Annotated in this window: 23 protein-coding genes and 2 pseudogenes; 21 read left to right on the top strand and 4 right to left on the bottom strand. The window is 41.7% G+C overall.

Annotated features, from left to right (window positions below; genetic code table 11):
* Window positions 1-16 precede the first annotated feature (16 nt).
* The 11 genes and pseudogenes from AC1TPC_RS07285 to tnpC all read left to right on the top strand — a co-directional run.
* Window positions 17-688, top strand: a complete 672-nt coding sequence (locus AC1TPC_RS07285; RefSeq protein WP_482066197.1) for a YveK family protein — start codon at window positions 17-19, stop codon at window positions 686-688.
* Window positions 689-698: 10 nt separating this feature from the next.
* Window positions 699-1,436: a CpsD/CapB family tyrosine-protein kinase gene (locus AC1TPC_RS07280; RefSeq protein ID WP_482066196.1), complete on the top strand. Its 738-nt coding sequence runs from the start codon at window positions 699-701 to the stop codon at window positions 1,434-1,436.
* Between the two features lie 19 nt (window positions 1,437-1,455).
* Window positions 1,456-2,505 carry a glycosyltransferase gene (locus AC1TPC_RS07275; RefSeq protein ID WP_482066195.1) on the top strand — a complete coding sequence of 350 codons (1,050 nt, stop codon included), beginning with the start codon at window positions 1,456-1,458 and terminating at the stop codon, window positions 2,503-2,505.
* Window positions 2,499-3,344 carry a beta-1,6-N-acetylglucosaminyltransferase gene (locus tag AC1TPC_RS07270; protein WP_482066194.1) on the top strand — a complete coding sequence of 282 codons (846 nt, stop codon included), beginning with the start codon at window positions 2,499-2,501 and terminating at the stop codon, window positions 3,342-3,344. Before AC1TPC_RS07275 ends, AC1TPC_RS07270 begins: the two co-directional genes overlap by 7 nt.
* 15 nt (window positions 3,345-3,359) lie before the next feature.
* Window positions 3,360-4,661, top strand: a complete 1,302-nt coding sequence (locus tag AC1TPC_RS07265) for a UDP-glucose dehydrogenase family protein (RefSeq protein WP_482066193.1) — start codon at window positions 3,360-3,362, stop codon at window positions 4,659-4,661.
* A 33-nt stretch (window positions 4,662-4,694) separates the two neighbouring features.
* Complete coding sequence (locus tag AC1TPC_RS07260) at window positions 4,695-5,753, top strand: glycosyltransferase family 4 protein (protein ID WP_482066192.1); 1,059 nt, start codon at window positions 4,695-4,697, stop codon at window positions 5,751-5,753.
* Between the two features lie 16 nt (window positions 5,754-5,769).
* Window positions 5,770-6,228 (top strand): PssD/Cps14F family polysaccharide biosynthesis glycosyltransferase, encoded by a 459-nt coding sequence (gene pssD / locus AC1TPC_RS07255; RefSeq protein ID WP_482066191.1) that lies wholly within the window; start codon window positions 5,770-5,772, stop codon window positions 6,226-6,228.
* Window positions 6,225-6,734 carry a PssE/Cps14G family polysaccharide biosynthesis glycosyltransferase gene (gene pssE / locus AC1TPC_RS07250; RefSeq protein WP_482066190.1) on the top strand — a complete coding sequence of 170 codons (510 nt, stop codon included), beginning with the start codon at window positions 6,225-6,227 and terminating at the stop codon, window positions 6,732-6,734. The genes pssD and pssE overlap by 4 nt, the downstream gene beginning before the upstream one ends.
* Window positions 6,735-6,748: 14 nt before the next feature.
* Window positions 6,749-8,293, top strand: a complete 1,545-nt coding sequence (murJ, locus tag AC1TPC_RS07245) for a murein biosynthesis integral membrane protein MurJ (RefSeq protein WP_482066189.1) — start codon at window positions 6,749-6,751, stop codon at window positions 8,291-8,293.
* Window positions 8,293-9,516: a polysaccharide pyruvyl transferase family protein gene (locus AC1TPC_RS07240; RefSeq protein WP_482066299.1), complete on the top strand. Its 1,224-nt coding sequence runs from the start codon at window positions 8,293-8,295 to the stop codon at window positions 9,514-9,516. The genes murJ and AC1TPC_RS07240 overlap by 1 nt, the downstream gene beginning before the upstream one ends.
* 303 nt (window positions 9,517-9,819) lie before the next feature.
* Window positions 9,820-10,573: pseudogene (gene tnpC, locus AC1TPC_RS07235) on the top strand (IS66 family transposase); the annotation flags it as partial.
* Window positions 10,574-10,974: 401 nt separating this feature from the next.
* Here the strand turns inward: tnpC and AC1TPC_RS07230 are convergent.
* A complete protein-coding gene (locus AC1TPC_RS07230) occupies window positions 10,975-12,057 on the bottom strand; it encodes a hypothetical protein (protein ID WP_482066188.1) in 1,083 nt (360 codons plus the stop codon).
* Window positions 12,058-12,687: 630 nt separating this feature from the next.
* On the opposite strand from AC1TPC_RS07230, the gene AC1TPC_RS07225 reads away from it, so the two are divergent.
* Window positions 12,688-13,221, top strand: a complete 534-nt coding sequence (locus AC1TPC_RS07225) for a VanZ family protein (RefSeq protein ID WP_482066187.1) — start codon at window positions 12,688-12,690, stop codon at window positions 13,219-13,221.
* A gap of 66 nt (window positions 13,222-13,287) precedes the next feature.
* Here AC1TPC_RS07225 and AC1TPC_RS07220 read toward each other — a convergent pair whose 3' ends face one another.
* Window positions 13,288-14,940 (bottom strand): alginate lyase family protein, encoded by a 1,653-nt coding sequence (locus tag AC1TPC_RS07220; RefSeq protein ID WP_482066186.1) that lies wholly within the window; start codon window positions 14,938-14,940, stop codon window positions 13,288-13,290.
* Window positions 14,941-15,454: 514 nt separating this feature from the next.
* Between AC1TPC_RS07220 and AC1TPC_RS07215 the strand changes: the two are divergent.
* A pseudogene (locus tag AC1TPC_RS07215) lies at window positions 15,455-16,292 on the top strand (transposase).
* Window positions 16,293-16,472: 180 nt separating this feature from the next.
* Entirely contained in the window at window positions 16,473-17,930 is a 1,458-nt protein-coding gene (locus tag AC1TPC_RS07210; RefSeq protein WP_482066185.1) for an extracellular solute-binding protein, read from the top strand.
* A 485-nt stretch (window positions 17,931-18,415) separates the two neighbouring features.
* On the opposite strand, the gene AC1TPC_RS07205 is transcribed toward AC1TPC_RS07210, so the two are convergent.
* Window positions 18,416-19,171: an SDR family NAD(P)-dependent oxidoreductase gene (locus tag AC1TPC_RS07205; RefSeq protein WP_482066184.1), complete on the bottom strand. Its 756-nt coding sequence runs from the start codon at window positions 19,169-19,171 to the stop codon at window positions 18,416-18,418.
* Between the two features lie 149 nt (window positions 19,172-19,320).
* Between AC1TPC_RS07205 and AC1TPC_RS07200 the strand changes: the two genes are divergently transcribed.
* From AC1TPC_RS07200 to AC1TPC_RS07180, 5 genes are all read left to right on the top strand, one after another.
* The gene (locus tag AC1TPC_RS07200; RefSeq protein WP_482066183.1) at window positions 19,321-20,574 is read left to right on the top strand and encodes a helix-turn-helix domain-containing protein; all 1,254 of its coding nucleotides are present in this window, start codon (window positions 19,321-19,323) and stop codon (window positions 20,572-20,574) included.
* A 153-nt stretch (window positions 20,575-20,727) separates the two neighbouring features.
* A complete protein-coding gene (locus AC1TPC_RS07195; protein ID WP_482066298.1) occupies window positions 20,728-21,015 on the top strand; it encodes an alpha/beta-type small acid-soluble spore protein in 288 nt (95 codons plus the stop codon).
* Between the two features lie 168 nt (window positions 21,016-21,183).
* Window positions 21,184-22,332 (top strand): DUF418 domain-containing protein, encoded by a 1,149-nt coding sequence (locus AC1TPC_RS07190; RefSeq protein ID WP_482066297.1) that lies wholly within the window; start codon window positions 21,184-21,186, stop codon window positions 22,330-22,332.
* Window positions 22,333-22,366: 34 nt separating this feature from the next.
* Complete coding sequence (locus AC1TPC_RS07185; RefSeq protein ID WP_482066182.1) at window positions 22,367-23,479, top strand: sensor histidine kinase; 1,113 nt, start codon at window positions 22,367-22,369, stop codon at window positions 23,477-23,479.
* Between the two features lie 4 nt (window positions 23,480-23,483).
* The gene (locus tag AC1TPC_RS07180; RefSeq protein WP_482066181.1) at window positions 23,484-24,092 is read left to right on the top strand and encodes a response regulator; all 609 of its coding nucleotides are present in this window, start codon (window positions 23,484-23,486) and stop codon (window positions 24,090-24,092) included.
* Here the strand turns inward: AC1TPC_RS07180 and AC1TPC_RS07175 are convergent.
* The gene (locus AC1TPC_RS07175) at window positions 24,087-24,854 is read right to left on the bottom strand and encodes a TerC family protein (RefSeq protein WP_482066180.1); all 768 of its coding nucleotides are present in this window, start codon (window positions 24,852-24,854) and stop codon (window positions 24,087-24,089) included. The two genes, AC1TPC_RS07180 and AC1TPC_RS07175, sit on opposite strands and share 6 nt — an antisense overlap.
* 179 nt (window positions 24,855-25,033) lie before the next feature.
* On the opposite strand from AC1TPC_RS07175, the gene AC1TPC_RS07170 reads away from it, so the two are divergent.
* Window positions 25,034-25,492 (top strand): SRPBCC family protein, encoded by a 459-nt coding sequence (locus AC1TPC_RS07170; protein WP_482066179.1) that lies wholly within the window; start codon window positions 25,034-25,036, stop codon window positions 25,490-25,492.
* Between the two features lie 22 nt (window positions 25,493-25,514).
* Entirely contained in the window at window positions 25,515-26,504 is a 990-nt protein-coding gene (locus AC1TPC_RS07165) for an asparaginase (RefSeq protein WP_482066178.1), read from the top strand.
* Window positions 26,505-26,733 lie beyond the last annotated feature (229 nt).

The following is a 26,733-nucleotide window of genomic DNA, read 5'->3' as shown; positions in this document are numbered from 1 at the left end:
AAGAGGAGTTAAACAAATGAGTATATATCGACTCTATCAGGCTATAAAACGGAAAATGTGGTGGATTGTCCTTGCGGCTATTCTTAGTTCCTCATTGACTGCTGTGTTCAGCTTTATGACTGCAACGACTGTATATCATACGGAAACTTCCTTGTATATCATGAACCGGAGTCAATCGGTGTTGACGGGCGAATCGATTAATCTTCAAGATATTGCGGTTAGCCGTCAGCTCATAACCGACTATAGCCACATTTTACTGACTCGAAAAGTGCTTGAACCTGCTATGGAAGAACTTAATGCTAATGGGATTAATGCTCAGGGGATTGAAAGTGTGCTTTCTGTTGACTTAAAAGATGAATCTAACATCCTGTCGATCGGTGTTACATGGCCAGATGCCGTCCAAGCAACAAAAATTGCAAATGCAGTCAGCCGTTCTTTTACGAACGAAATTAGCAGCTTGATGAATGCAAGCTCGGTAGGCATACTTGATGAGGCAACAATTGCATACCCAATAGTACCAAATCATTTGAAGCTGATAATTAGTAGTTTCTTTGCGGGGATTTTCGCAGTGATTGGAATCATATATGTGCGCGAACTATTCGATAACACGATTCGATCAGCTGACGATATCCAAGGCCATATGGATTTAAAAGTAATTGGCATTATTCCTGACCATAACATTAGTTGAGAGGGTAGGGATGTTCGTGCAGACTAAAACATTCAATGTCTATAATCTAGAGAATAGAGCCGTTCAGGATGCGTTCGCCATGCTCTCGGCGAATATTCACTTGAGTGGTGGTAAGGATGACCAAACTAAAACGCTTGCCATTACGAGTTGCAAACCAAAGGTTGGTAAAACCTCTATTGCAATCAGCTTGGCAATTACAATGGCGGGTTCAGGTTGGAAGGTACTCCTTATTGATGGAGATACTCGCAAACCGAGTGTCGGTAAAAGATTGGGTGATAATTCTTTGCTGGGACTTTCGGATTATTTAACCGGGAACGCAAATCTTGAAGATGCTCAGTGTATGACGAATATCAATAATTTAATGTATCTGCATAGCGGTGAATCAAGATCGAATCCGATAGCTACTCTGTGCAGTGCTCGCTTTGAGGATCTTATCCGAACAACCCGGAGTCAATATGATTTTGTTATCTTTGATACGCCGGCATTGAACTCTGTTGTTGATGCGTCATTAATTGCATCACGGGTAGATGCCACACTATTGGTAGTTGAGATGGGAGAAACGTCTTTAGATTCTTTGCGACCGGCTAAGGAGCAATTGGAAAAAGTAAACGCCAATATTATGGGCGTGGTACTGAACAAGGTCAGAAAGAATGATTATAAAAAGTATTTTGCTGCGTTCGATTATTTTCTTGATGGTAAGAAATTTGTCAACCAGCGTGGCGCTAAGTTGAAGCGTAAAGCAGATTAATTGCCGTAAGGAAAATACTATGAAACCGTTGGTTAGTGTGATAGTTCCTATCTATAACGTACAACCGTATTTAACCCGCTGCGTGGAATCATTACTGAGACAAACCCTCGAGAATATTGAGATTCTGCTGATAAATGATGGATCCACGGATCAAAGCGGCATGTTTGCAGATGAGTATGGAAGAATGGACGATCGAGTAAAAGTGCTCCATCAAGAAAACGCGGGGCTATCTAGCGCAAGAAATACAGGATTGCAGCACGCAACGGGGGACTATATAGGATTTGTCGACTCGGATGATTGGGTCCGAGCTGAAATGTTCGAAACACTATATAAAAGTGCTGTTACGCATGATTCCGATATTGTGATGTCAGGTTTTTACCGAGTAACGGAGAATGGGCGTACAGAAGAACACCCTATCATTCTCCGTAAACTGTTGTATGAAGGTAAAGCGGTTATCGATGAGATATTGGTCAGCATGCTGGGGTCCCAGGCAGAGGATAAATCGGATATATGTTTAGAAATGTGCGTCTGGAAGAATCTGTACAGGCGCTCATTGCTCGTACAAAACGGAATCCAATTTCTATCTGAAAGAGAATATATCTCGGAAGATATTGTCTTCCATTTGGACATCCTATTGCTTGCTGGGAGAGTGAGCGTAGTCAATCAATCATTCTACTACTATTATTTTAATAGAGTCTCCCTAACGCAGTCGTTTAGGAAAGATCGTTTTGAGAAAGAGTGTGTACTCTTTCTCTATTTAAACAATAGGCTCAATGAATTAGATATGGGAAATTCTAAGGATAGGCTAATAAGAACATTTATTGGCAGAACTCGCGTTTGCATCATTAAAGAATCCAGGGATAATTCTGCTGACGGACTTCTTATACGTGTAAAACGAATAATTGGGATTACGACTAACTCTGTTGTAGTTGAAGCGTTAACCCAGTACCCTATTCGTTTTTTACCTTTCCGATTAAAATTTGCATCCTACTGCATGAAATATCACCTAATTATCTTTTTGCCGCTGGTTTATGTGTTGCGAAGAAGAAGTCATATAAGTGGATGGTGATTCTGAATGTGAAGTACGCGATTTGTATATTAGCACATAAGAAACCTATGTTGCTGTACAAGATTGTTAAACGTTTAAGAAGTCCCATTACGGAGATATTTATTCATTTAGATGCAAAATGCAATCTGGAAGAATACTGGTTCATTGATGGTGTAACATTTATTACCGATAGAGTGCGCATACATTGGGGCGGGCGTACGATGGTTCAGGCGATGTATCGGCTTATCAAGCATGTCGTACACGTAACCGATTGCGACTACATAATGTTCGTTAGCGGAGAAGATGTCCCTACTATTTTGCCTCGTAGGTACATGGAGATCTTGGACCCATCAAAAAATTATTTGGAATACAACCAACTTCCATGGGAAGGATGGCCAACGGGCGGGATTAATCGAATCAATCGATATTATCTGTTTAATTCGGCCGATTCTCTGTTATCAAGGGGCTCTTTGTATGTTCAGAAGTTACTAGGCATCTACAGGCGTTATGTGAATAGACCGTTTGTCGTACATGGCGGCAGTCAATGGATCAACATTAACCGTGAGGCCGCAGAATATATACTTGACCAATGGGATGAATATTATTCTTTTTTTAAATATTCTTATATCCCGGACGAGATGATCTTTCAAACGATATTGATTAATTCACCGATCGCAAGTAAGGTTGTCAATCACAATCTAAGGTATCTTCATTTCGAGCCAAATAACCGACATCCTATATATCTGAGTGAAGAACGCTTTAAATCAATATTGGGTACTTCCGCATTGTTTGCTAGAAAAGTAGAGAATGAGGATATTTTTGAAAAGCTTGCTAGAATGGCAGATCAATTCTATGGATAAGGAGAGAAGTAAGATATGAGAATAGCAGTTGCGGGGACCGGATATGTAGGTCTTGTCACCGCTGTTTGTTTGGCGGAAAAAGGACATGAAGTCATTTGCGTAGACATCGATTCGAAAAAAATGGCCTTGCTGGAATCGGGAATCTCCCCGATCTATGAGCAAGATTTGGAAGAGTTAATGCGGAAAAATGCATCAAGGATTCAATATACGACGCAATATCAGAATGCGTATGTAAACGCGGACGTGATTTTTATAGGAGTAGGAACGCCAGAGAAGAAGGACGGCTCCGCAAACTTATCATATTTGTACGCAGTTGCAAAGGAGATTGCGCAATCTGTTGTGCATGATTGTGTTGTGGTTCTCAAATCAACGGTCCCTATCGGTACGAATGATAAAATCGAAAGAATGATGAACGAGCACAAAAATACAGATGCCAAAATTGAAGTTGTCTCGAATCCGGAGTTTCTGGCGCAAGGAACAGCGGTTCGAGATACATTGTTTCCAAGCAGAATTGTAATTGGTGCAGACAGTCAAAGGACTGAACAGGTTATGAGAGAGTTGTACCAAAACTTTAACGCTCCCCTCTTGGTAACCGACCGAAGAAGCGCCGAAATGGTTAAGTATGCTTCAAACGATTTTTTGGCCCTTAAAATATCATACATCAATGAAATTGCTAACCTATGCGAAATTGTTGGTGCTAATGTCACGGATGTAGCACAAGGGATGGGATTTGATCCTCGAATAGGTGATAAATTTCTAAATGCGGGTATCGGCTACGGAGGTAGCTGCTTCCCGAAAGATACGAAAGCTTTACATTGGCTGGCGAGCATGAATGATTATGAGCTAAAGACGATAAAAGCGGCAATCGAAGTAAATGAACAACAGAAGTTAAGATTGGTGAAAAAGACTAGGAAGTACTACGACAACTATGAAGGACTGACAGTTGCCGTACTGGGGCTTACCTTTAAACCAGGTACTGACGATTTGCGCGAAGCACCCTCGCTGGTTAATATTCCAATATTTTTGGAAGATGGGGCTAACGTAAAGGTTTATGACCCGGTTGGGGTAGAAAACTTTAAAAAAGCTATGGACCAAATGGGTGTTAGCAATGTGGACAATTTAACGTATTGTAACACGATTGACGAGACGGTCACCGATGCGGATGTTTGTTATATTTTCACGGAGTGGAAGGAAATCAAAGAGTATAAGGTTGAGAGGTTTGCGGAGCTTATGCGAAAGGCCATCGTCTTAGATGGCAGGAACTGCTATGTCAATCAGTCACTTAACAATATTATTTATGAGTGTATTGGCAGATAGTATAGATATGAAATAGCGCAAATGAGGTGTCATATGAAGGTACTTGTAGTTGGAAATGCCAAGTCTGTTAAAGGGGGGATAAACTCGGTCATAATCTCGCTTCAGAATGGGGTCGCGCGCTGGTGTCCGCAGATTGTGACAGCCCGGTATCCTTCTTATATTGATAAGGTTAGTCCGCTGCTAAGAATCTTATTTTCGGTATTTGCGATGATCTATTTTATTGGCAAAGCGGTCCCCTATCCAATAATCCATCTCCATTCGGCGGCACACGGAAGCTTTTATCGAAAGACAGTTTACACATATTTGGCCAAGCTCTCTAGGAAGAATTTGGTATTTCACATACACGGCTCCAGCTTTGAACAGTTTAGAGAAAAAAATAAAATTAACGCATGGATTGTAAGAAAAACACTTAACCGAGCCGACGCTATCATAGTTTTGTCTGAACAGATGAAGGATCTAGTTCACCGTTATTCAGATAATGTATCGGTGCATGTATTGCCCAATCCGATTGAAATTCCAGATTCTTCAGGGGCAGATACAACCGGGACGACTCGGGAAAAAGTAAACGTTTTGTTTCTTGGCGAGATTGGCCAGAGAAAAGGAATTTACGATCTAGTGGAGGCTATATCACGATTGCCCCAATTTACGCAAGATCGGCTGATGTTACATGTTTGCGGTAATAACGAAATCGAAAAGCTGCGTTCTATCGTGATCGAGCGGAGGCTAAATCATTGTATATTCGTGCACGGCTGGATTGATGGAGAACAGAAGAAACAGTTTCTAAGAGATGCCGATATCTACGTATTGCCCTCATATGCTGAGGGATTACCAATTTCCATCCTGGAAGCTATGGCATACTCCTTGCCAATAATCAGCACCAATGTCGGAGGTATTCCAGAAATTGTTCAACCAGGTACAAATGGTTACATTATGGAGCCGGGAGATGTTGATGCGTTAGCGAATTCGCTCGAGCAACTGGCAAACAACGCAGAATTGAGAAGCAACTTAGGTCAGAATAGCAGACGTTTAGTAGCAAAGCATGATCTTGAACTTGTTGTCGATCAACTACAAAAGTTGTATCTCGAATTATAGGGGAGGCATCGTAGAATTGAAAATTGCACTTGCATGTTCCGTCGGGGGACACTTAACGCAAATGAGACAGCTGGAGAAGTTGTACAAGGGGCACGACTACTTCTTCATTACTGAGAATACTTTGATGACTCGGGAGTTGTTGAAAAAGGAAAAGGGCTACCTATTGCATCTAAATAATAGAAAGAAGCTCAGTTTCTTACCGTTATTCGTCATCAATACCTTTAAATCGCTCAGTTTCATGATCAAAGAAAAGCCGGATGTTGTGATTTCAACCGGCGCGCTATGCTCGATCCCTGTATGCTTAATCGCTAAATTGATGAGAAAAAAGTTAATCTTCATTGAAAGTTTCGCTAAGATGCACAGCCCGACAATCACCGGACGAGCTCTATATAGATTTTCGGATATGTTTATCGTGCAATGGGAGAGTATGAAGAAGTTCTATCCAAAAGCGATTTATGGGGGGAGTATTTATTGATACTCGTAAGTCTAGGGACACAGGATTTCCAATTTAACCGGTTGTTGCAGGAAATTGATCGACTCATTGAAAACGGTGTAATCGCAGATGAAGTATTTGCTCAAGTTGGTTACTCCGACTACAAACCAAAGCATCTTAAAACGGAACAATTTACGGACTTTGATTACTTCGAGGAGCTTTTGGATAAGTGCGATCTGTTAATTACGCACGGCGGTACGGGAACGATTGTGGGCGGATTGAAGAAGGGTAAGAAGATAATAGCTGTTCCAAGATTAAAGCAGCACAAGGAGCATGTAGATGACCATCAAACAGAAATTATCGGGCTGTTTGCTGAGCAAAATCTAATTATCGGGTTAAATGTTGTAGAGGAGCTTGAGAATGCCATTAGAAACATTAATTCTCGAGTTTTTAAAACGTTTATAAGTGGAAATGATAATATCGTTAATTTAATTCATAATTTTATAACCATTAATGATAAAGGTTTTGAAAATAAGAAGAGATATTAAACTCCAGAGGTATTATGAAGAAACTATTAACTGCAAGTCTTGCGCTATTTATCATTAGTATGTTTAGTAAAATATTGGGTTTTATTAAAGAGACACAGATTGCGTACTTTTTTGGAACATCGTTTGAAGCTGATGCGTTTTACGTTGCACTAACACCTAGTACTTTGAGTATTACCTTTGCTTTAAGTTTTGCGGGAGTTTTTATTCCCATTTACGTTTCAAAGTTAGAATTAAACAGAGCAGATGCGCAAGCATTTGCCAACAGAGTAATCTCTATATGTTTAGTGGTAACGATGCTTATCTGTCTAGTTAGTTTTATCAAAGGGGATCTGCTGGTTAACCTAATAGCCCCGGGAATTGACCCGTACGCCAAAGAACTGTCCATTACAATGATAAAGATAATGACTCCCTTAGTATTTGTTTGTATCGTCATTCAGTTATACACTTCTATGCTTAATAGCTTTAATAGTTTTGTTTTACCAGCTATCAGTATATTACCAACCAACATATTGGTCATCGTATATATGTTGTTTTTTGCAGATAGTCTCGGCATTATTGGAGTAGCGTATATCACGTTAACTTCCTTTTTTGTCCAATTGGCACTGTTACTTTTTATGTTAAAAAAGTTTGAGTATAATCTACGACCAACCATTAAAGTATTCGATGTCTCAACGAAAGAATTCTTGTTGCTACTTATCCCCCTACTCATAAGTACTGGATTTAGTCAACTAAATGCAATTGTTGATCGAGCGATGGCCTCAACATTGGAAGATGGGAGTATCTCAGCATTAATGTATGCTTTTAGACTTAGGGGATTGGCAACAGGTATCTTTATAGCTGTGGTTATTACTATTACTTTCCCTAAGGTAGCAAGGCTGGTAAACCAGGAAAATCATTTTGAACTGATAAAAATCACCCAAAAAAGCATCATTGTTCTTTGCATTGTTCTTGCACCTATGACAGTTTTCTTCCTGTCATACAGTACGGAAATCATCGAAGTGTTATTCGAGAGAGGAAAGTTTAATAATCGTGCTACTTTTATGACAGCAGGAGTATTTGGAATGTACGCATTAGGACTAATCGGAATTGCAATTAGAGATATACTGACTCGTACTTTCTACTGTTTTAAAGATACCAAAACTCCGACAATAATAATGATTGTTGGTATGATACTAAATATGATACTCTCTGTCGTACTCGTAAGATGGATAGGGCTTTCTGGGATTGGGATTGCTTCAAGCTTATCATTATCATTGGTTTCAATTGTCATGTTTTATAAATTGCAGAAAAAAATGAATGGTTTTTGGTCAGCTAATATAAGGACTAGCTTCTTAAAGATACTAGCTGCCACATTTATTACATCTATAATTATGGCTGGAAAGTTGCTTGTTCCCCATTGGTACTGGAATGACGATTACTCTAATATGGGTAAAATGGGATTACTTGGTTTAGGGTTTTCAATAAGTGCTATTGTCTTCCTTTTAGTTCTGATCGTTCTGAGAGAGCATGTTACTATACGGGTTATTCATACGGGAAAAAAGATGATTGAAAGACGGTGATGGATTTGAACATCCTGATTATTAATGCTCATTCCTCAAGAAATAAGGGTGATGCAGGTATATTGCTTTCTATGATAGATTCAATAAGAAAGCAAAATCCTAATATAGAAATTAGAATTAAAAGCAGGTTTCCAGCTGAAGATCAAAAAGCTTATGATGTTATAGTAAATGAGGCTGTTTATAATGTTTCTATTGATCCTAAGGTATCGAAAATCTCAAAGCTTAGTTCAGCATTAAAGCTATTAAAATTATTGTCTAAACAGGCCACTATAGTTGACAAAGACTATGAGTGGGCGGATATGGTTGTTAGTTGTGGCGGGGGATTCTTATTATCTCATGGTTTTAGTGTTGCACTGTTGCAACACCTTGTTCAAATTAAGGCGGCAGCTGATAATAACAAGCCACTGATAATCTACGCTCAATCCATTGGGCCTTTTTATAACAAAGCAATGCAGGTATTCACGAAGAATGTATTGAATGGTGTGCAGCGTATATTTATACGTGAAACTATATCTCAAAAATGGCTGGACAAGATAGGTGTTAAGAAGGATATTGTGGAGTTAGTACCGGATTCAGCCTTTTGTATGGCGATGAAAGAAACTTCGCTTATTGGTGATATTGTTAGTCGACTGAGAGCTAACCATGACGGACCGCTCATAGGAATTACTGCACGGGATTGGAATTTTCCGGAGGTAGTGGATAAACAATTATATCGGATGAAATATATCCGAAGCCTGCAGTCTGTCTCAGAGTATTTACATAAGCAATATAATGCAAAGGTAGTTTTTTTGCCACAGGTCCTGGGACCAAACTCCTTTAATGATGATCGAATTATTAGCAGAGAGATTTTGGATGGAATAAACGCTGACTTTGCAGAGTTAATTGACTATGACTTTCATCCGAGAGAACTGAAGTATCTGTACTCAAAGTTAGATATGTTTATCGGTACTCGCATGCATTCGAATATTTTTGCATTGTCCGCTGGAATTCCTACAGTAGCGATTAACTACGAACACAAAACCAGAGGTATAATGGAAATGCTTAATTTGAGCGACTATGTAGTAGATATAAACGAAATCACGCCTGAAGTTATCATTGAAATGAGCCAACGTTGCTGGGAAAAGAGAGATAAATTAAATGAGTACCTACAAGGGAAGATTCCAAGTGTAGTGCGAGATGCTGAAATACCCGCAATGTATATCAAAAAAACGCTTGGAATATAGGGGAAAAGTGAAAGTTGAGTAAGTGTCAAACTCCCCCCGCTTTCGAATTGAGCAATCGCTATGAGATAATCCTCCTCAGTATCCAATCAGAGGAGGATTTTTCTATTGGCAGAGAGGAGATTTGAATGAAATGGGAAGCGCGTATCAAGGCGTTTCATGCAAGTGGCGTCAAGGCTACCCATTGATGCAAAGCCAGTCAAATCGATCATCGTCAGCTTTACGCTTAAATGAAGAAGCTAGTTGTGTCATCTCTGGCTCCTCCAGTTAAATGGACGACCTTCATTCTTGTTCAGATGTTTGCATCGCACAGATATGCCGATCGTTCTCTACGACTACCGGCCGACGTGCGGCGATGAGCATCCGAGGAATTTCCTCCAAGGAATCAGTGGCTACTTGCACGTGGATGGCTATCTCGGCTACCACAAGGTCAAGGACATAACCCAAGTCGGATGCTGGGTCTATGCACACCGTAAGTTCGACGAGGTATTAAAAGCATTACCACCTGTGCAGGACAAGACGGCGTCCGCTGCCCAGCAAGGACTTGCTTTCTGCAACCAGCTATTCGCGATTGAGCGCGACCTGACCAAGGCGACAGCAGATGGGCGCAACACCATCCGTCAGGAGCGGAGTCTCCCAGTCTTGGATGCTTATTTGGCTTGGCTGAAGCAGCAGCGCTCGTGCATACTGCCGAAGAGCAAGCTCGGAGAGGCGATCAAATACAGTATAAATCAGTAGGAGAAGCTGACGGCATTCTTGAATGATGGCCGGCTTGAAATAGACAACAATCGGAACGAACACACAATTAATCCGTTCGTCATAGGACGAAAGAATTGGCTGTTTGCTAATAAGCCAGCCCCACCACACCCCCCGCGGTGCCAAGGCAAGCGCGACTATCTACAGCATCATTGAAACGGCGAAAGAGAATGGTTTGAACCCGTTCAAGTTTCTTCAGTATCTCTTCGAACAGCTACCCCAGCTAGCCGATCCTAAAGATTCGGATACGCTGAACAAGTTGTTTCCATGGTCGTCGTCGTCGTCATCGCTGTTGCTAACTTGACGCGTATTTAAAAAAGAATAAACATCCAAAGCAATAGCCTTCATCTTGTTTTCAAGATGAGGGCTATTTGACGCTTACATATTAGAAAATATGTCACAGAAATACGTAGACAGCCAGCCGCTATACCGGCAGGAGTAGCAACTCACTCTCTCGGGTCAGAGCCAGTCGTGTTAAGCTATGGAAAACTGGATATTGTATGGGCGCAGACACTGAGAGCGGTTATGTGCGTATTTGTGTCTAAGATAAAATGAAAATACTCCGAATGATCATCGTGCATTCCAGTGAGAAGTCTATTAAGTCGTTCATCGTTGGATGTTCGAAACTAAGCCCTGTGGGCGTCAAAGCCAGCTCGACTATAACAGCGTAGTTGAAACTGCTGTAACTTTCTCTCTTGGCCGCTCTCAAACTCGCTGATCTGGTGTATATTGTATGACGAGAATTTCTTCTTTAGATTTGTGCAGTACCGAAAGTGCGATCCCTGTTGTAATAAATATAAAAACATTTTGTGGTGCACTATTAAAGATAGGTTCACCAAGGGATTCAAGAATTGCATGTACAAAAATTAATCCTGAAAAAAGGATGAAAGTTTTAAAAATCGGAGACTTTTGACTTCTGTATCCAATGAAGAGCTCTTTGGTTATTATGACAAAGAGTGATGCCATAATAATCAGACCAAGGAATCCGGTTTCTCCTATAACACTAGGCCAGTAAGTATCAGTTGCAAAGACAGGGTTTTCCGGGCGAAGCCCCCATATCTTATCCATACCATACTCATAGTAAACCGGGGAATAGTCTGAACGAGCAATAAAGCTCCCATATCTGCCAAAACCAACCCCAATAGGAAATTCAGTTTGTCCGATCATAAAGGATACTTTATATAATGCTGCTCTAGCTGATTCGTACATGTCGACTGCGATGTATCTTTCAATTGTTAGTTTAGTTAATTCGACGACATATTGACCGCCTATAAGCCATCCGATAATGAAAAGTATAGTTAAAGGAATTGAGAAACCGAGTGCCTTTTTTACACCATCAAGTAAATAAATAATAAGCCAAATGACTAGAATGGCTAACATAGCTTTAAATCGAAAGGACAACAATGCAAATAACATAAAAAGACCTGAGACATAATAATATTTATTTTCTTTCATAATCTTTCCAGCAGCGACGCAGTATGCTGCAATGAAGACGGTAAACCAACCGAAGATTCCGGGATGAATAAATAGCGATTGAACCGACAAAATTCCGATTCTAAATTCATGCTCAAGACTCCTGTGCACCAGTTGCCTGAAACTTTGCCAAAACAATAGGTCCACTACAGCAAAAATCAATACGGTAAAGGCCAAGAGCTTGACAACTCTAATTAGCCGTTTTATATCATTCTCCGAATACTGAAGATTTGCAAATACGAACAAATACATAAGTCCTTTCATAAACAGAAACGCGCCAAATAAAGCGGTTTTTAGAGGGACATCCTGAATCATACATGATATAAAGCCTAGCGCAAGTAGCCCGAGTAAGGTATACAATATGCTTTTGCAACGTATTATTTTACCGCGAAGAGAATTAAGGATAAGGGAGGTAAACCATATGAGCAAAAAAAGTTCATCAACATATGACACTAAAGAGCCTAGAAGGGTTGAAAACATGTTAATTGTTCTTAAGAGTGTATCCTGAAAAAGAATAATAACCAAAAACCCTGGAATTATCGCTTTAATCTTCGACTCATCAGTGAAGTACTCCGCAGAGAGGAGGTAGATCACGAAAAGTATGATTAAAAGAGATAAAAAGGGTTGTTTAAGAGACAAATAACTAATGACTACAGAAGTAATCAACGTAATGAAAGTTAAAATAATCTTACTTTTAATCATTATCATAAAAGTGTCCTTTCAAGTGGCTAAAGACTAACAGAAACAATCATGCACTTCTTCAAGAATAGTATATTTTTATGGAAATAGCTATAAAAATTAACTTCAATTTTCGGGGCAATAAGCACTTTGGATCAACTCTGGAGAAAACGGGATATAATTTTCGATAAAACTCTGGTACTATTATACTAGATCATGTCGAATTCTGAAAGTGAATATTGACGAGGATTGAGAGGAGTGGAAGAGTTGAGTGAATCGAAAAAAGTTCGGTGGATTGTTATAAGTGTTGTGTTTATCGTGCTAATTGGATTCATAGGTATAACACGTTATTTTACTGAACAAAGCGGCAAGGAATCTCAGGATAAGAGTTCAGCAATTGCGTCGTATATTGAAGAGACCGTGTCGACACATTTCGTTGTGAATCGGGAGGATACCTTTTGGAGACTTACGATTAATCACTTAGTCCGAAAAGCAGCCCATTTTATTCTCTATTTATTCGTTGGCTTGTTCCTCTGCGGATTGTTGAATGTTATTACCCGAAAGGTATGGCTTTCGTTTTTAATATCAACCCCAGTATGTGTCGTGCTTGCTTATTTGGATGAGTTTAGGCAAAAGTTTGTAGATGGGCGTGCCGCGCAATGGTTTGACGTTCGAATTGACTCATACGGAGCGATGCTTGGCATCATTATCACATCGTTATTCTTTATTGCTCTCTTTAAGGTTCAGGATCTAAAGAAACAGGTAGAGCGACTGGAGGATAAGCTATATGGATTTAAATAGTATTTACAAAGAATAGAGCCGCAGCTAAGTCTGCTGCGGCTTCATTTCAAGGTCATGAGAATTGTATTAGTTTCGTATGAGCACGTCATCTACATATACGGTACCGATGGTTTCCCATCCGCCGGCAATCTCAAAGCTGGATAAAGATGAGACGCGGCTTTTGAACGGGATTTTACTTGCAACCTGGGCATCATCCACATATACATCGAATGTATTAGTTGCGCTATAAGCGATAACTTTTATTTTGTGCCACTTCTTGGGGGAATGGGACGTCAGCAAAATATCCTTTCCTTCGCTGCTTCTGTAGCAAAGGCCATTAGAAGTCAGTACAAGCTGAATCGCCTTAATAGAATTTCCCGAAATAATGAAACTTGTAAAGTCGAAGGATTTCGTATACATCATACTCCAATGCAGTTCGACTTTATTGTATTGGTTTAAAAAGTTAAGTCCGACTCTGCTATTGCCTTTTGAATTTGCGTCCAAAATCGCAATGCTTTTGTTTGCTTTATCGATCACATCGGTTACGGTCACACTGGCATTCCAGTTTTTTTTGACGGTCCACCCTTTCGGTGCTTTGCCAAGCTGATCATGATTGAAGTGGTGCTGCTTCAAGACGTTATTGCCGGTAGTGGCGGATATAAGCGTGGGAAAGGACCATGCAATATGTCCCAATACTTTTATCGGTCTCTTTTGTTCGGCAAACTTTTCGTAACTTGCATTTGAATATTTAACGGACATGGCTTCGAATAAATTATGTGGCCACCGATCATTCTTAGCAGGTGTACTCGGATTCTTGTGGTGCGGCCACTTCGAAGGGTTTTTCGTGTAAAATAGCAAGTAGTCCAGGGCGCTCTTAATGGTTTTGCCACTAGGGGATTTCCAATTGTAGAGGTCCAAGCCCGTTGCGTTCTGTACGATATGAGCAGAAGCGGTCATCGGCGCCAGAGCAAAATAAGTATACCAGATCCCGTTTTCCCCTCGCTTTGTTTCTTCTGGCATCGAACCATTTGGCGCGATAGATGAATCGATCTTCTGTTTGAGTCGCTCAATCTCTTTTATGAAGTTAGCTTCATCGTCGAGGTAGTGATACCCCAGCAAAGCACCATAGATACCCCAATCCCCCCAGTTATTTTTAGCGGTTTTTATCTTATTAGCACCTTCATTGAGATAAGCGTTTAATACCCACGCCCTGAACTTTTTCTTGGAAGAAGCAGTCCATCCGGGATATCCTTCAATTAACTCTGCAGCCAGAACGAAGGAAGCTCCACCATTTACCATCACCAGTTCGCCGTCTACCCCGCTGGCACTAACATTCACGGACGCCCAGTTGTTGAGGATGGATATTGTTTTTTCTGCATACTTTTTATTTCCTGTATATTTGTATGCCAATGCTGACGAGTAGGCTGCATTTCCGTCGTTTCTCAAGATAGCTGCGGCTTTAGACTGTCTCACCGGATCGACGTAAAATCCGGGAACGTTAAAGTCCTCAATCGCGCTGGGCATTTCCTGTTGTTTGGAATCTGCATAGTGGATTAAGTCTTTGTATGCAGCCAGAATAATAGGATCTTTGTTTTCCAATTTAGCTATTGAGTCGGAGATTTGTTGCTCTGAATAGTAGCCGCCGGGGTGCGGAAGTGCCGTGGCTAAATTATTCGTAGACAATAGTATGCTGATTGACAACGCTATGAAGTTGATGAACCGCTTTCTTGCAACATTCATGCCATACCCTCCTGAAAATAAACAATTTTAATCGTTTAGAATTGGCAGCTCGCATGGAGCCTGTATCATCTCAATCGCCAGTTCATTCTTGCTCGTAAAGGATAGTCCCTTCTTCTTGCAATGTTTTCGCGAAAGTACGGACGGTAATCCAAGCATACGCCTGTCCATTTGACATAACATGCGTTGATCGGCAAGTAAAATTGAGGAAATGTAGCGCAATTCTACAAGTCTCAACATGACAATTTTTTGCAAGGATTAAGTTATTATATTCATAATAACGTTTTGGCGCTAGGAACTCGACTAAAATTAAATTTCCGACTTGCCACGGATAAAGGACGCTGTGAGACCATCGATAGGTATCGCGAATACCTATGGAATAAAAGCAGTGGAAACAAGGATACACTCGATTAGGGGAACTCTGAGCAATAAGCGTCTCCAAAATAGGTGTGCCTTGCCAGGGCCAACTATAATGCTACATATAATCTAGACAGCAAAAAAGGAGTTTCTTAGTTGTATGACGACAAGCAGAAGAAAGTTCAGCCCTGAAGAGAAAGCACGCTTAGTGCTGGAAATTCTGAAGGAAGAAAAGACGGTATCGCAGATCGCAACTGAGGAGGGTATCCATACAAATGTCCTCAACCGGTGGAAATCAGAAGCCGTCCAAAACCTATCGCAATTGTTTGTCGATGATCGTAAAGGCATCACGAAAATGAAACAGGAGTACGAGCAGCAAATCGACGAACTCAACGGGGAGGTTGGCAGATTGACCACCCAATTGTCGTGGCTCAAAAAAAAATCTGGCCTCTAACCTGTCTCGCGACGAACGAATAGACTTATGGGAATGGGACTGCCCTGAACATTCCATTCTCATACAAGCGGATCTTCTAAGCCTAAACCGCTCCAGTCTGTATTACAAGCCGCTACCTCCATTTCCAGAGGAATACGCCTCAAACACCGGATTGATGAGCTTTATACGAAGCATCCGTTCATGGGCTATCGAACGATCGCTTCCATTATGAATCGTGAGAACGATTCGATTCATGAGAACACCGTGCGGCGATATATGCGCGAAATGGGAGAACAATGTTCGCATCAGTATGGATGGAAAAGGTCGTGCAACAGACAACATCGCAATCGAGCGTTTTTGGCGTAGTCTGAAGTATAATGAAATCTATTTGAGCGAGTATAACAGCCCGCGTGAGACTCGAAAAGGCGTCAGCAGCTATATTCATCTCCACAACCACTACTTGCCGCATCATTCTCTACAGAAGCATACGCCAGCTGCTGTGTATAACCGTGAAGTTCATTTGCGCCATAGTAACTTTACTCAGGATCTTTTTTCGTACAGTTGATGTTCGACTCTAAAAAAATTTATACCTATTTATATCTCTAAACTGCTATAATTGTAAGATTATGAAAAGTTTTCATTTTCAGCAATAACAAAAATATCTAGCTGGAATGATTTTGTTTTGAGTTTATTCAACTATAGATTATTTAAAAGTTTAAATGAATATAACGAGATTCTTTTTTACTTGGATGATTTAAAAGTTCAAAATATACGCAAAAAAGGGATGGTTCCTGGTTTTGATGCGACAATGGAAATAAGATTTCTTGTAAAAAGTGAAGGGAATATGAAACGGGCATTGTATGTTACTACCCGATTAGAATCAACTATATTGGAGGCAGTGATTGTGAAGCGAATATTAGTTAATATTGTGGTTTTGATTTCTTGCTTTTGTTTGTTAATTGCATGTAGTAATAAAAATGAACCAAAAAAAAATATTGAAGATATCATTATTACAGTTTTATATTTTGATGAATCTTCGTTCTTTCAATTTTATGGTGATTATATTCGATCTCAGTTTCCTGGTTTGAATATTGTGGTGTTACCAACAAAAGGATTGAATATTAATGAAACAGAGGAGCTTATAAACCAAAAACAACCTGATATAATGGTTATTGATAATTTGAGTTTATTTAGCAAACTGATTGAAGACGGAAAACTTGCTACGTTAGATTTAGAGTCTGATGAGGATTTTAAATTCTCGGAGATAAATCCCATTATAGTGGAATCATTGAAGGAAATAGGGAATGGGAACTTATACGGACTAGCTCCTTTTTTGAACTCAAGGGCACTCTTCTATAATAAAAAGTTATTTGAGGACAAAGGAATAGATTATCCGAGAGATGGCATGACATGGCAAGAGGTTTTGCAGCTTTCTTCTGGATTTTCTGAATCAAGAGACATATATGGTTTAGATCCTTGGTTGAGCGAGTCCGATTTTATATTTAATGTTGTGGGCCGAGCCTCCAATCTTTCTATAATGCAAGCAAAAAAATTAGAAATTAGTTTAAATACAAAAGAATGGAAATCTACTTTTGAATTTGCAACAAAACCATTTAAAGATGGAGTAATATATCAAGTTAATAGTGACGACAATAAGCTGGAAATGTCTCGAAACGAATTAGTTAATGGAGATATATTCTTATCAGGCAAGGCGGCGATTGCATATAGGAGCCCTAATTTCATGACTCAGCTGAAGCAGACCGACATTGAATGGGGATTGGTTTCAGAACCTATCTCTACATCTAATCCTAATCAAGCAAGCGGGATGAGTTTTAACGAAATTTTCGCCGTTAATAATAGTACAGAAAATAAAGAAATGGTTATGCAGGTATTCAAATATTTAAACGGATCAGAAATAAGTAAAATAAGATCTAGACAGCTCCCGGGTCTCCCTGCGAGGACATTAGAAACCTTTAACGGTCATGATATTTCTTCATTGTATAAGTTAAAGCCTAAACTTGATATTGTAGATCAGAGCAACATTCCAGTCGAATTTTGGGCTGAATTTTATATGAAAGCTGATGAACTATTGAAGCTAGTGAACCAAAATAAAACGAGTGTTGATGAAATGTTAGTGGAATTGCAAAGCTGGACAGAACAAACAATCAGAATATATATAGATCAGGGTAAGATTATTAAATAGCTGTATGGAAATATGACGCTATCAGCTGTGAAGACGGTTTAAAGATGTCCACGGGTGGCGGATAAAACTATCTTATTGGATGATTTGCATTGATCGTTGGATCAAGAAAAATTCAGTATAGCTGTCATAAGAAGCATAATCGACGTAACCTCGAATCAAAACCCACTTCTATTAAGAAGTGGGTTTATCTTATATAACAAAGTATACCTTATGGTCAAACTGTACTTTGTGTTTAGGTATATTATGGTGAACCGTATCACAAGTGATGGTAAAGGAAAGGTTTGAGATAACGATACCTTATAAGTTGACCATTGGCTTTGTTAATGCTTACTATTGAGCAATATTTACATGAAGGATTTTGGCCCTGAAAGTGAAACAGCGGCGGACTAGGACTTGATAATAAAGTCTTAGACTGCCGCTGCTTTTATTGAGCGATAAATTAAATCAATTTCATCATAGTATCGAAGCGTTTCGATCTAATCCGTTTAAAGCGTCAGCCCGCCGTCGACTAGTACGATAGAGCCTGTCATGTAGCTGGAGCGATCGGAAGCGAGGAACGTAACGATTTCCGCAAGCTCGTCCGGCTTAGCATAACGGCCCATACGCATATTGCCGACTTCCTCTGGCACGTATCCCCCCGACTTGAAAGACTGTTCTACGCTCTTCGTCAGAGCTGTTTCCACGCCACCAGGACAAATCCCGTTGATACGGATGCCTTTCTTCACATACTCGATCGCCGCGCCCTTCGTCAGACCGACAACCGCATGCTTGCTGGCGGAATAAGCGGAAGCGCTGTGCTCACTTTTTACCCCAGCCGTCGAAGCGGTATTAATGATCGTTCCGCTTTCTTGCTCCTCCATCACCTTTAAAACATATTTCATACCGAGAAAAACGCCCCGGACGTTTACGTTCATAATCCGGTCGAACTCGTTCTCGTCAATGTCCGCGAGCTTCGCGAACTTCTGTACGACGCCGGCATTGTTGAAGAAAATATCGATACGTCCGTAAGCATCAACGGCCGCTTTTACATAGCGCTGAACATCCTCGCTTTTTGATACGTCGGCCTGCACGAAGAGGGCTTCTCCGCCTTGCTCCTGAATAAGTCGAACCGTCTCTTGGCCGGATTCCTGATTAAAATCGACAACGACGATTTTTGCGCCGTGGCCTGCCATTTTTAAGCTGCTAGCCCGGCCGATGCCGCTTCCTGCTCCAGTGATGACCGCTATTTTATTATCCAACATATGGGTTCAACCCTTTCGAGTGTAATAGCAGATGATCTCTGCATACTTATTGTAGTGCGCTTTCATCGTTTAAAATTGTATTTATCAATGATTTGTAGTACTTTTTTATCATCTACTTTTTAACCCTAATCATACCCTATGGAGGTTCCATGAATAAGCTCCCCGAACTGGTCATCTTTGGACGTCTTCTCTATGATGTTATTGGAATACCTGTATTTATCATACATCCGGGCCGGACAATTGAAGCGGAATACGCCGATCGTTCGCTTCACTCCAACCCTTATTTTGCATCCATTCGCGAGCAGGTAGCGGGCTACGCTTATGCGCTGTATGCTGAGGAGCAGCCGGTTCATTTTACCCGTTCCAAGCTGCACTATTTTTTTGTGAATGCGCTTGACGAAAACCAGCTTGCCGGTACGCTCGTCGTAGGACCGTACATGCATGAAAAGCCGCAAGGGGGAGAATGGAACGAGACAATGAGTTCCCTCCCAATGGGTAACCAGAGGCAGCTTCTCCTATTGTATGATGAGATTCCGATACTCCCTCCTGAGCGCACCTCCGCTTTAAGCCGTATGATTTTCTATGTGATTCAGAGGCATCTCCTCGATTCGTCGACTAGTCTTCTAGCGGATGGCATGCCGATGCCGGAACCGGTTGTGGAGAAGAAAGAGCCGGATGCCGAGCTGTCGCGAAGACGTCGCAGCGGTATGCTGCATGCTAACCTGTCTCATGAGCGTGTCATGCTGCACTATGTGCGGAGCGGAGAGCGGGAGAGAATAAGAACATTCGTCACGGAATCCATTATTGCCGAGGACGAGTTTGGCGTGCTGGCTAAGAGGAGCAGGCTTCGCAGCGAGAAGAACCTGATGATTACGGGAATCGCACTGGTCTGCCGCGCTGCAATTGAAGGAGGCATGCACGAGGAGGATGCGTTTACACTGAGTGATTTCTATATTCAGAAGCTGGAGGAGAAGGATACGCTGCAAGCGATTGCCGCGATCATGACCGAAGTGCTGTTCGACTTCGTCGATCGGGTGTCTGAGGTTCGCCGTGGTCACTATTCACCCGCGATACAGGATAGTCTTCACGAGATCGCCAACCATTTATACGGCGACATTACTCTTGAACGGCTAGCTGAGTGCACGAATCTCAGTCCAAACTACTTGTCGAGCCTGTTTAAGAAGGAGGTTGGACTTACCATTTCCGAGTACGTCCAACGCGAACGGATTGAGGAAGCGAAGCGGCTGCTCACGCTGACCGATTATCCGATTTCTGATATCGCCGCTTGGTTGAACTTTAACGATCAGAGCTATTTCAACAAGGTATTTAAAAAATGGAGCGGCATGACTCCGAAAGCTTATCGGAAGAGCGAAAGGCGCCCGTCACAAAAATATTCGGATTGAAGGCATTGCTATCTGTCAAAAGGAAGGGTCCCGTTTGACCGAGCGAATTTTGCGTGTTGGGGTGCGCCTCACATCCGGCAGAAAGGAGCTGCCAGAATGAAATTTGTGCTTCTGGGCATGTTAGGGAAAAAGACATCGAAGGAGTGCTTCATGATGGCAAGAAGAAGAAGAAGGCAATATGCGGTGCCAGGGGTCGAACAGGGGATGCAAGCTTTCAAAGCAGATGTAATGAAACGCGAAGGATATGCCGTTAATCCGAATCAACCGGACGACGTCAAATACGAAGTGGCGAAGGAGCTTGGCGTACCTCTGCAGCCAGGAAACAACGGCCATCTAACTACGGAATCAGTAGGTCATGTCGGTGGCAAAATTGGCGGTTCCATGGTTCGGGAAATGATCCGTCTCGCCCAAGAGCAAATAGCGAACAGGGAGCAGCCCTGAAGTCTTAACCGACAACTTTCCCCTTCTCACAAGAAGGGGTTTTCGTCATTTTCATCCAACTCTTCATATGACACTGTCATACAAAGCAACTGACTGCTGTGAATATCGCCTGTTTCCGTTCAGCGCTAAAATAAAGATAAGAACAGAGCGGAAGGGATGATGGACGTTATGAAAGAGAATGGCAGCAGATTGCGTTTGTTGGATATTTTAAGGGGCTTTGCTATTTTGGGGACACTTGGAACGAATATTTGGATCTTTGCTCATATGGGAGACTTGAATTATGTATTCACGTTTAACCGAATGGAGTGGTGGACATCCTTCCAGGAATTTGTAAGAGTTTTTGTCCTGTTCTTGGTTAATGGGAAGCTGCTTGGCTTGCTCACGATTATGTTCGGGATCGGACTTGAGATGAAGTACCAGCAGGCATTAAGAAGAGGGAACGCATGGCCTGGGGTTTATATATGGACGTCGATTATTCTTATGGCAGAGGGATTTATTCATTTCACTCTAGTGATGGAATATGATATTTTGATGAGCTACGGGATAACGGCAATCCTTGCTGCTTTTATTATAAAAGGCGGAGACCGCGCCATTCACAGAGCGATGATGATCATCGGCGGCGTGCATGGGGCTATTATGCTGCTAATTCTGTGTTTAGGAATCTATCTCGGCGCAATAGGCGCTCATATGTCCTTAGGTGATATGAAAGAAACGGTGTTATTATATAAGGACGGCAGCTGGCTTCAACAGGTTGTTTTCAGGCTTACTCATTTTTTCGCGCTGCGGTTAGAGGCATTTTTTGTAATCCCCATGAACATTTTTCTATTCCTGCTAGGCATACGAATGATGAGGTCTGGATTTTTTGCTCCTGAGGAGAGTGGCAAGAAGAAACGGAAGAAGCTTCTCTACATCGGATTATGCGTTGGCATTCCGCTTAATTTGCTTATTTTTGTGCCCGGCGGCTACTTTGATTTGCCAGTGCGCTATTTATTTGCGCCGATCCTATCTCTCGGATATATCGGGTTAATCGCTAAGCTGGTAGAAGCAAATGAGAGGCTATGGCTGTGGAACAAGCTTGAACAGGTAGGCAAAATGTCACTCAGCTGCTATGCGATGCAGAATGTCATTTCTTCTGTCATTTTTTATGGCTGGGGCTTCGGTTTAGGCGGCAAGGTGAATTCGGTAACGATTTTATTGATTTGGATGTCGATTTGTTTATTTCAAATCTTTTTTGCTTCCATATGGCTGAAGCGATTCAAGTACGGTCCAATGGAATCAGCGCGAAGATTCACTTCAGGTCTTATAGGAAAATCATAGTCTGATTGATAAATAGATAAGGTGTGTATGAACGATGCTAAAAAAATGGTATCCCGCAGATCAGATCGAAAAATACCTTATTATTGATGCTTTTGCGGTTTCCTTTTTAATTTATCAAGTCTTTATCGAAAATGGCTCCGTCAATCTAGCCTTGAAGGCTATACTCTTCCCGTTGTTGATCATTTCCCATTATGCAGGATTGTGGTATCGGGACTGGCGTCTGCTCATGGCAAGTCTCGTTGGGTGCGCACTGCTTGTAGTGCTTGCAATTAAAGCCGACATTTGGATCCTGATGTACGGATTTGTGTTTGCTGATCTACTTGGAAGAGCCAATCGGAAGGCGATTATGATCACGGGCATGGCTGGAATCGCAGCTATGTTTGTTCTATACGGTTGGATAAATGAGGGCAGTCCATTTGCTGTTTTTACAACGATGTATTTCCCCATTATGATTGCCCAGTTGGCAGCATCGATCGTTGTTTTTTCGAGAGAAAAGTCGAATATCTTGAAAGAAAAGCTCGCAATCGCCAATGCTCAGCTTGAACGGTATATTCAAGAGGAGGAACGAAACCGGATTGCCAGGGATCTTCATGACACGCTTGGTCAGACGCTGACCATGATTAAACTGAAAAGCGAGCTAACGATGCGATTGGTGGAAAATAACCCGGACAAGGCGAAGCATGAGCTGCAGGATATTTTGGACACCTCAAGATATGCGTTAAAGCAAGTGAGGGAGCTTGTCACCGACATGAAATTTGTTTCCCTTAAGCAGGAAATGGAACTATCCAAAGCTATTTTACAAAAGGCCGGCATTGCATTGGTTGCGAAGGATGATGGGGCAATGAATCCCTTATCCAACGTTGCCGAAACGATGGTGGCACTTTCTGTGAGAGAAGCGATTACCAATATTATTAAACATAGCGAAGCCAATCAGTGTACGATTACACCATACATAGAGTCTGAATATTACTGTATTCAAGTGAGCGATAACGGGAATGGCAGCTTGAGACAGGGCGAAGGGAACGGTCTGCAGTCGATGAAGGAAAGAATGGCTATGCTGCAGGGAGATATTCATATATCGGCAAGTCAAGGCAAAGGAACGGTCATAACGTTTAAGGTTCCACTAACGAGCAGCGGAAGGGGGTAGCAAGGTGATACGTGTAGTCATTGCAGAAGATCAAAAATTGCTTCGTGGGACGTTATCGGCTTTGTTATCCATGGAGGAGGACATTGAAGTTGTAGCGGAAGCAGAGAATGGACTGGCGGCATGGGAGGCTATTGCGCAATATGGGCCGGACGTGTGCTTGCTCGACATCGAGATCCCGTTCCTTTCCGGACTTGAAATTGCAGAGAGACTCAGGCAAGAAGGACGTTCCTCGAAAATCATCATCGTAACGACATTTGCACGCCCCGGTTTTTTGCAAAAAGCAATGGATGTAAAGGTAGAGGGCTACTTGTTAAAAGATGAACCGATTGAGTTTTTAATCCATTCCATACGCAAGGTAATGGCTGGTGAGCGAGTGATTAGCACTGACCTGGCAGCGGTTCTTTTCCTGAAGGAAGAAAACCCGCTGACCGAACGGGAAACGGCTGTATTGCGCTTGTCTAAGCTGGGACTGTCGACCAGGGAAATCGCTAAGCAATTATTTCTAACGGATGGAACCGTTCGGAATTATTTGTCTATTGCCATTCAAAAGCTGGGGGTAGAGACCAGGCAGCAAGCGACTGAAAAAGCGCAAGAGCATGGATGGATTTCATAAGTCTGATTCAGATGGTTTCTGTTCCTTGGAGAGGAACCAGCCGCCAACTGCGATAGCGATCATGACGCTCCAGAATATCGTTTTCCAGATTCCGCTCTTCGGGAAATATTCAGACAGTACCCCGACGTCGGGATGAGAGAGCGTATAGACGGCCAGCTTCACGCCTACCCAGCCTACAATCATAAACGCAGCCGTTTCAAGGCCAGGCTTCTTCGTAAGTAACTTGCCGAAGTAGGATGCGGCAAAACGCATGATGACCAAACCTATTATGCCCCCTGCGAGAATGAGTAGAAATTGTCCTCCGTCAAGCCCGCCGATCTGAGGCAAGCCGGTTGGCGGCAATGCGACGGCCAAAGCCACCGCAGCCAATATGGCATCAATTGCGAATGCCAAGTCAGCCAACTCCACCTTCAAGACCGTCACCCAGAAATTTTCCGGCTTCTTCTCCGTTCTTTTCTTATGCTCCTTTTGCTTGGCGATCAAACGCTTTAATATATGGTTTAGCGATATAAATATGAGGTAAACGGCACCGATGGCCTGCACGTACCATACATCTGCCAAATATGAAATAATAAATAATGATCCGAACCGAAACAAGAAAGCTCCCGCGAGACCGTAAAAGAGTGCTTTTTTCCTTTCTACTGGCGGTAAGTGCTTGACCATAATCGAAATGACCAATGCATTATCGGCTGCGAGGATCCCCTCAAGTGCAATCAACACGAATAAAACCCAGCCATACTCCAACCATAAACCTGCATCCATACATCGATCCCCTTTTCAACAATAGATCTTCTTGAGATAATATTCCATGATAGGAAGTAAAAATACACATGCCGATTAAATGCTAATAACAGAAGGCGCGATTGTAATGTTGTATTCTACAATTTTTCAGCAATCATGTAGAATAGATAAAAAGGATATTAAAGAAGGGGGCTATTAAAATGAAGCAATGGACCAGAGAAATCGAGATAAACGCTCCCATTGAACAAGTGTGGTCGTATCTAGATGGTTCGTTAGAGCAGATGCAAAAAATTATTCCTCAAGTGGTGGAGAATAAACCAGTCAGCCTTACTAAGGAGGTTGTCGGCAGTATATATCGTCAAAAGTATAAACAAGGCAAACGGATCGAGGAATATGATGTCCATACTTTAGAATATTCAAATCATCCAAGCGATAAGAAAGTGAAGATTGGATTCACGCTGGCAAACTGCTTTGAGATTACAGCTTTATATGAATTGCAGCGAGTAAATGATCATAGAACAAAGCTTAGATACACAGCAACCAATAACGCATTGAAGTGGTATGCGAAATTATTTATGATATTTGCAAATGAGAAGGTCGTTGTTAATTTTTTGGAAAATGTAAAAAAGGTAGCAGAATCAGAGGCTTCAGGAAACTGAAGCTACTTGAAAGGAATATTTTATGAAAAAGATACTGTTGCTAGCTACAGGTGGAACCATCGCTTCTGTGCATGGAGAGGATGGATTGGCTCCGGGGATGACCGCTGATGATTTGATCAGCTATTTGCCAGAACAAAATCACATGTATAGAGTCGACAATAAAGTGCTTATGGATATAGACAGCACCAACATGCAGCCTGAATCTTGGGTCATCATCGCGAAAGCTGTGTATAACCATTATTACGACTACGATGGATTTGTTATTACACACGGAACGGATACGATGAGTTATACATCGGCGGCGCTTTCCTATATGCTGCAGAATATAAGTAAACCAGTTGTTATTACAGGCTCGCAGGTTCCTATCCACAATGCGCATACGGATGCCATCGATAATATGCGTAACGCCGCCAAGTTTGCGTGTGAGGACATTGGAGGCGTGTTCGTTGTTTTTGATGGCAAGGTGATTAACGGGACAAGAGCGGTGAAAGTGAAAACGCGAAGCTACGATGCCTTCGAAAGCATTAATCATCCATATGTTGCTGTCTTTGCTGGCGATGAAATCAAGTACCATGCATCTGTTTCACCTGTGCCCAATAAAGAGATACAGCTGGACACATCGCTATGTCCGGATGTTTTTTTGTTAAAGCTGCATCCAGGTACGAAGCCTGAGCTATTCGACTACCTGAAGCAGCACTATAAAGGTGTCATTGTCGAAGGCTTTGGTTTAGGCGGGGTTCCTACCGAAGGGCGGAGTCTGCTTCCGAAAATCATTGAGCTTGTAGAGGCTGGAGTCGCTGTAGTAATAACGACACAATGTCTGAAAGAGGGCGGCGATCTGACGCTTTATGAAGTTGGGCGAAAAGTTGCCAAAGAACAGATTATTTCGTCGAAGGATATGAATACAGAAGCGATTGTGCCGAAGCTGATGTGGGCATTAGGCAAGACCCATGACCTCAAAGAGGTTAAGGAAATAATGGAAACGCCGCTTGCTGATGATACCACGCTCTAATCAGCAAGTCTGAAATACAATACCTTAGATACCCCTGCCATTGACTCGGCAGGGGGTTTTTTTACGTTAAGGACAACCAGTGAATAAAAATCTGAAAATCTTGTCAATTATGTATTGCGCTATAGCGTATTTTTTTATATTATAACATACATACACTATCGTGTACTTTTGTACACTATGATAACAATGGCATTATATAAACTTAAACCTAACTGATACGAGGTGGAAT

Source organism: Paenibacillus sp. Y280 (assembly GCF_056786335.1).
The sequence above is the reverse complement of the archived record's forward strand: the minus strand, read 5'-3'. Positions and strand labels throughout refer to the sequence as shown.

Bases quoted from the DNA above. Each gene is read 5' to 3' on its own strand.
- AC1TPC_RS07205 (WP_482066184.1), bottom strand. From the start codon at position 19,171: ATGTTGGATAATAAAATAGCGGTCATCACTGGAGCAGGAAGCGGCATC.
- AC1TPC_RS07230 (WP_482066188.1), bottom strand. From the start codon at position 12,057: ATGATTCAGGATGTCCCTCTAAAAACCGCTTTATTTGGCGCGTTTCTG.
- AC1TPC_RS07185 (WP_482066182.1), top strand. From the start codon at position 22,367: ATGCTAAAAAAATGGTATCCCGCAGATCAGATCGAAAAATACCTTATT.
- AC1TPC_RS07270 (WP_482066194.1), top strand. From the start codon at position 2,499: ATGGTGATTCTGAATGTGAAGTACGCGATTTGTATATTAGCACATAAG.
- AC1TPC_RS07220 (WP_482066186.1), bottom strand. From the start codon at position 14,940: ATGAATGTTGCAAGAAAGCGGTTCATCAACTTCATAGCGTTGTCAATC.
- AC1TPC_RS07285 (WP_482066197.1), top strand. From the start codon at position 17: ATGAGTATATATCGACTCTATCAGGCTATAAAACGGAAAATGTGGTGG.
- AC1TPC_RS07200 (WP_482066183.1), top strand. From the start codon at position 19,321: ATGAATAAGCTCCCCGAACTGGTCATCTTTGGACGTCTTCTCTATGAT.
- AC1TPC_RS07275 (WP_482066195.1), top strand. From the start codon at position 1,456: ATGAAACCGTTGGTTAGTGTGATAGTTCCTATCTATAACGTACAACCG.
- AC1TPC_RS07265 (WP_482066193.1), top strand. From the start codon at position 3,360: ATGAGAATAGCAGTTGCGGGGACCGGATATGTAGGTCTTGTCACCGCT.
- AC1TPC_RS07170 (WP_482066179.1), top strand. From the start codon at position 25,034: ATGAAGCAATGGACCAGAGAAATCGAGATAAACGCTCCCATTGAACAA.
- AC1TPC_RS07260 (WP_482066192.1), top strand. From the start codon at position 4,695: ATGAAGGTACTTGTAGTTGGAAATGCCAAGTCTGTTAAAGGGGGGATA.
- murJ (WP_482066189.1), top strand. From the start codon at position 6,749: ATGAAGAAACTATTAACTGCAAGTCTTGCGCTATTTATCATTAGTATG.
- AC1TPC_RS07190 (WP_482066297.1), top strand. From the start codon at position 21,184: ATGAAAGAGAATGGCAGCAGATTGCGTTTGTTGGATATTTTAAGGGGC.
- AC1TPC_RS07165 (WP_482066178.1), top strand. From the start codon at position 25,515: ATGAAAAAGATACTGTTGCTAGCTACAGGTGGAACCATCGCTTCTGTG.
- AC1TPC_RS07280 (WP_482066196.1), top strand. From the start codon at position 699: ATGTTCGTGCAGACTAAAACATTCAATGTCTATAATCTAGAGAATAGA.
- AC1TPC_RS07195 (WP_482066298.1), top strand. From the start codon at position 20,728: ATGGCAAGAAGAAGAAGAAGGCAATATGCGGTGCCAGGGGTCGAACAG.
- AC1TPC_RS07240 (WP_482066299.1), top strand. From the start codon at position 8,293: ATGGATTTGAACATCCTGATTATTAATGCTCATTCCTCAAGAAATAAG.
- AC1TPC_RS07175 (WP_482066180.1), bottom strand. From the start codon at position 24,854: ATGGATGCAGGTTTATGGTTGGAGTATGGCTGGGTTTTATTCGTGTTG.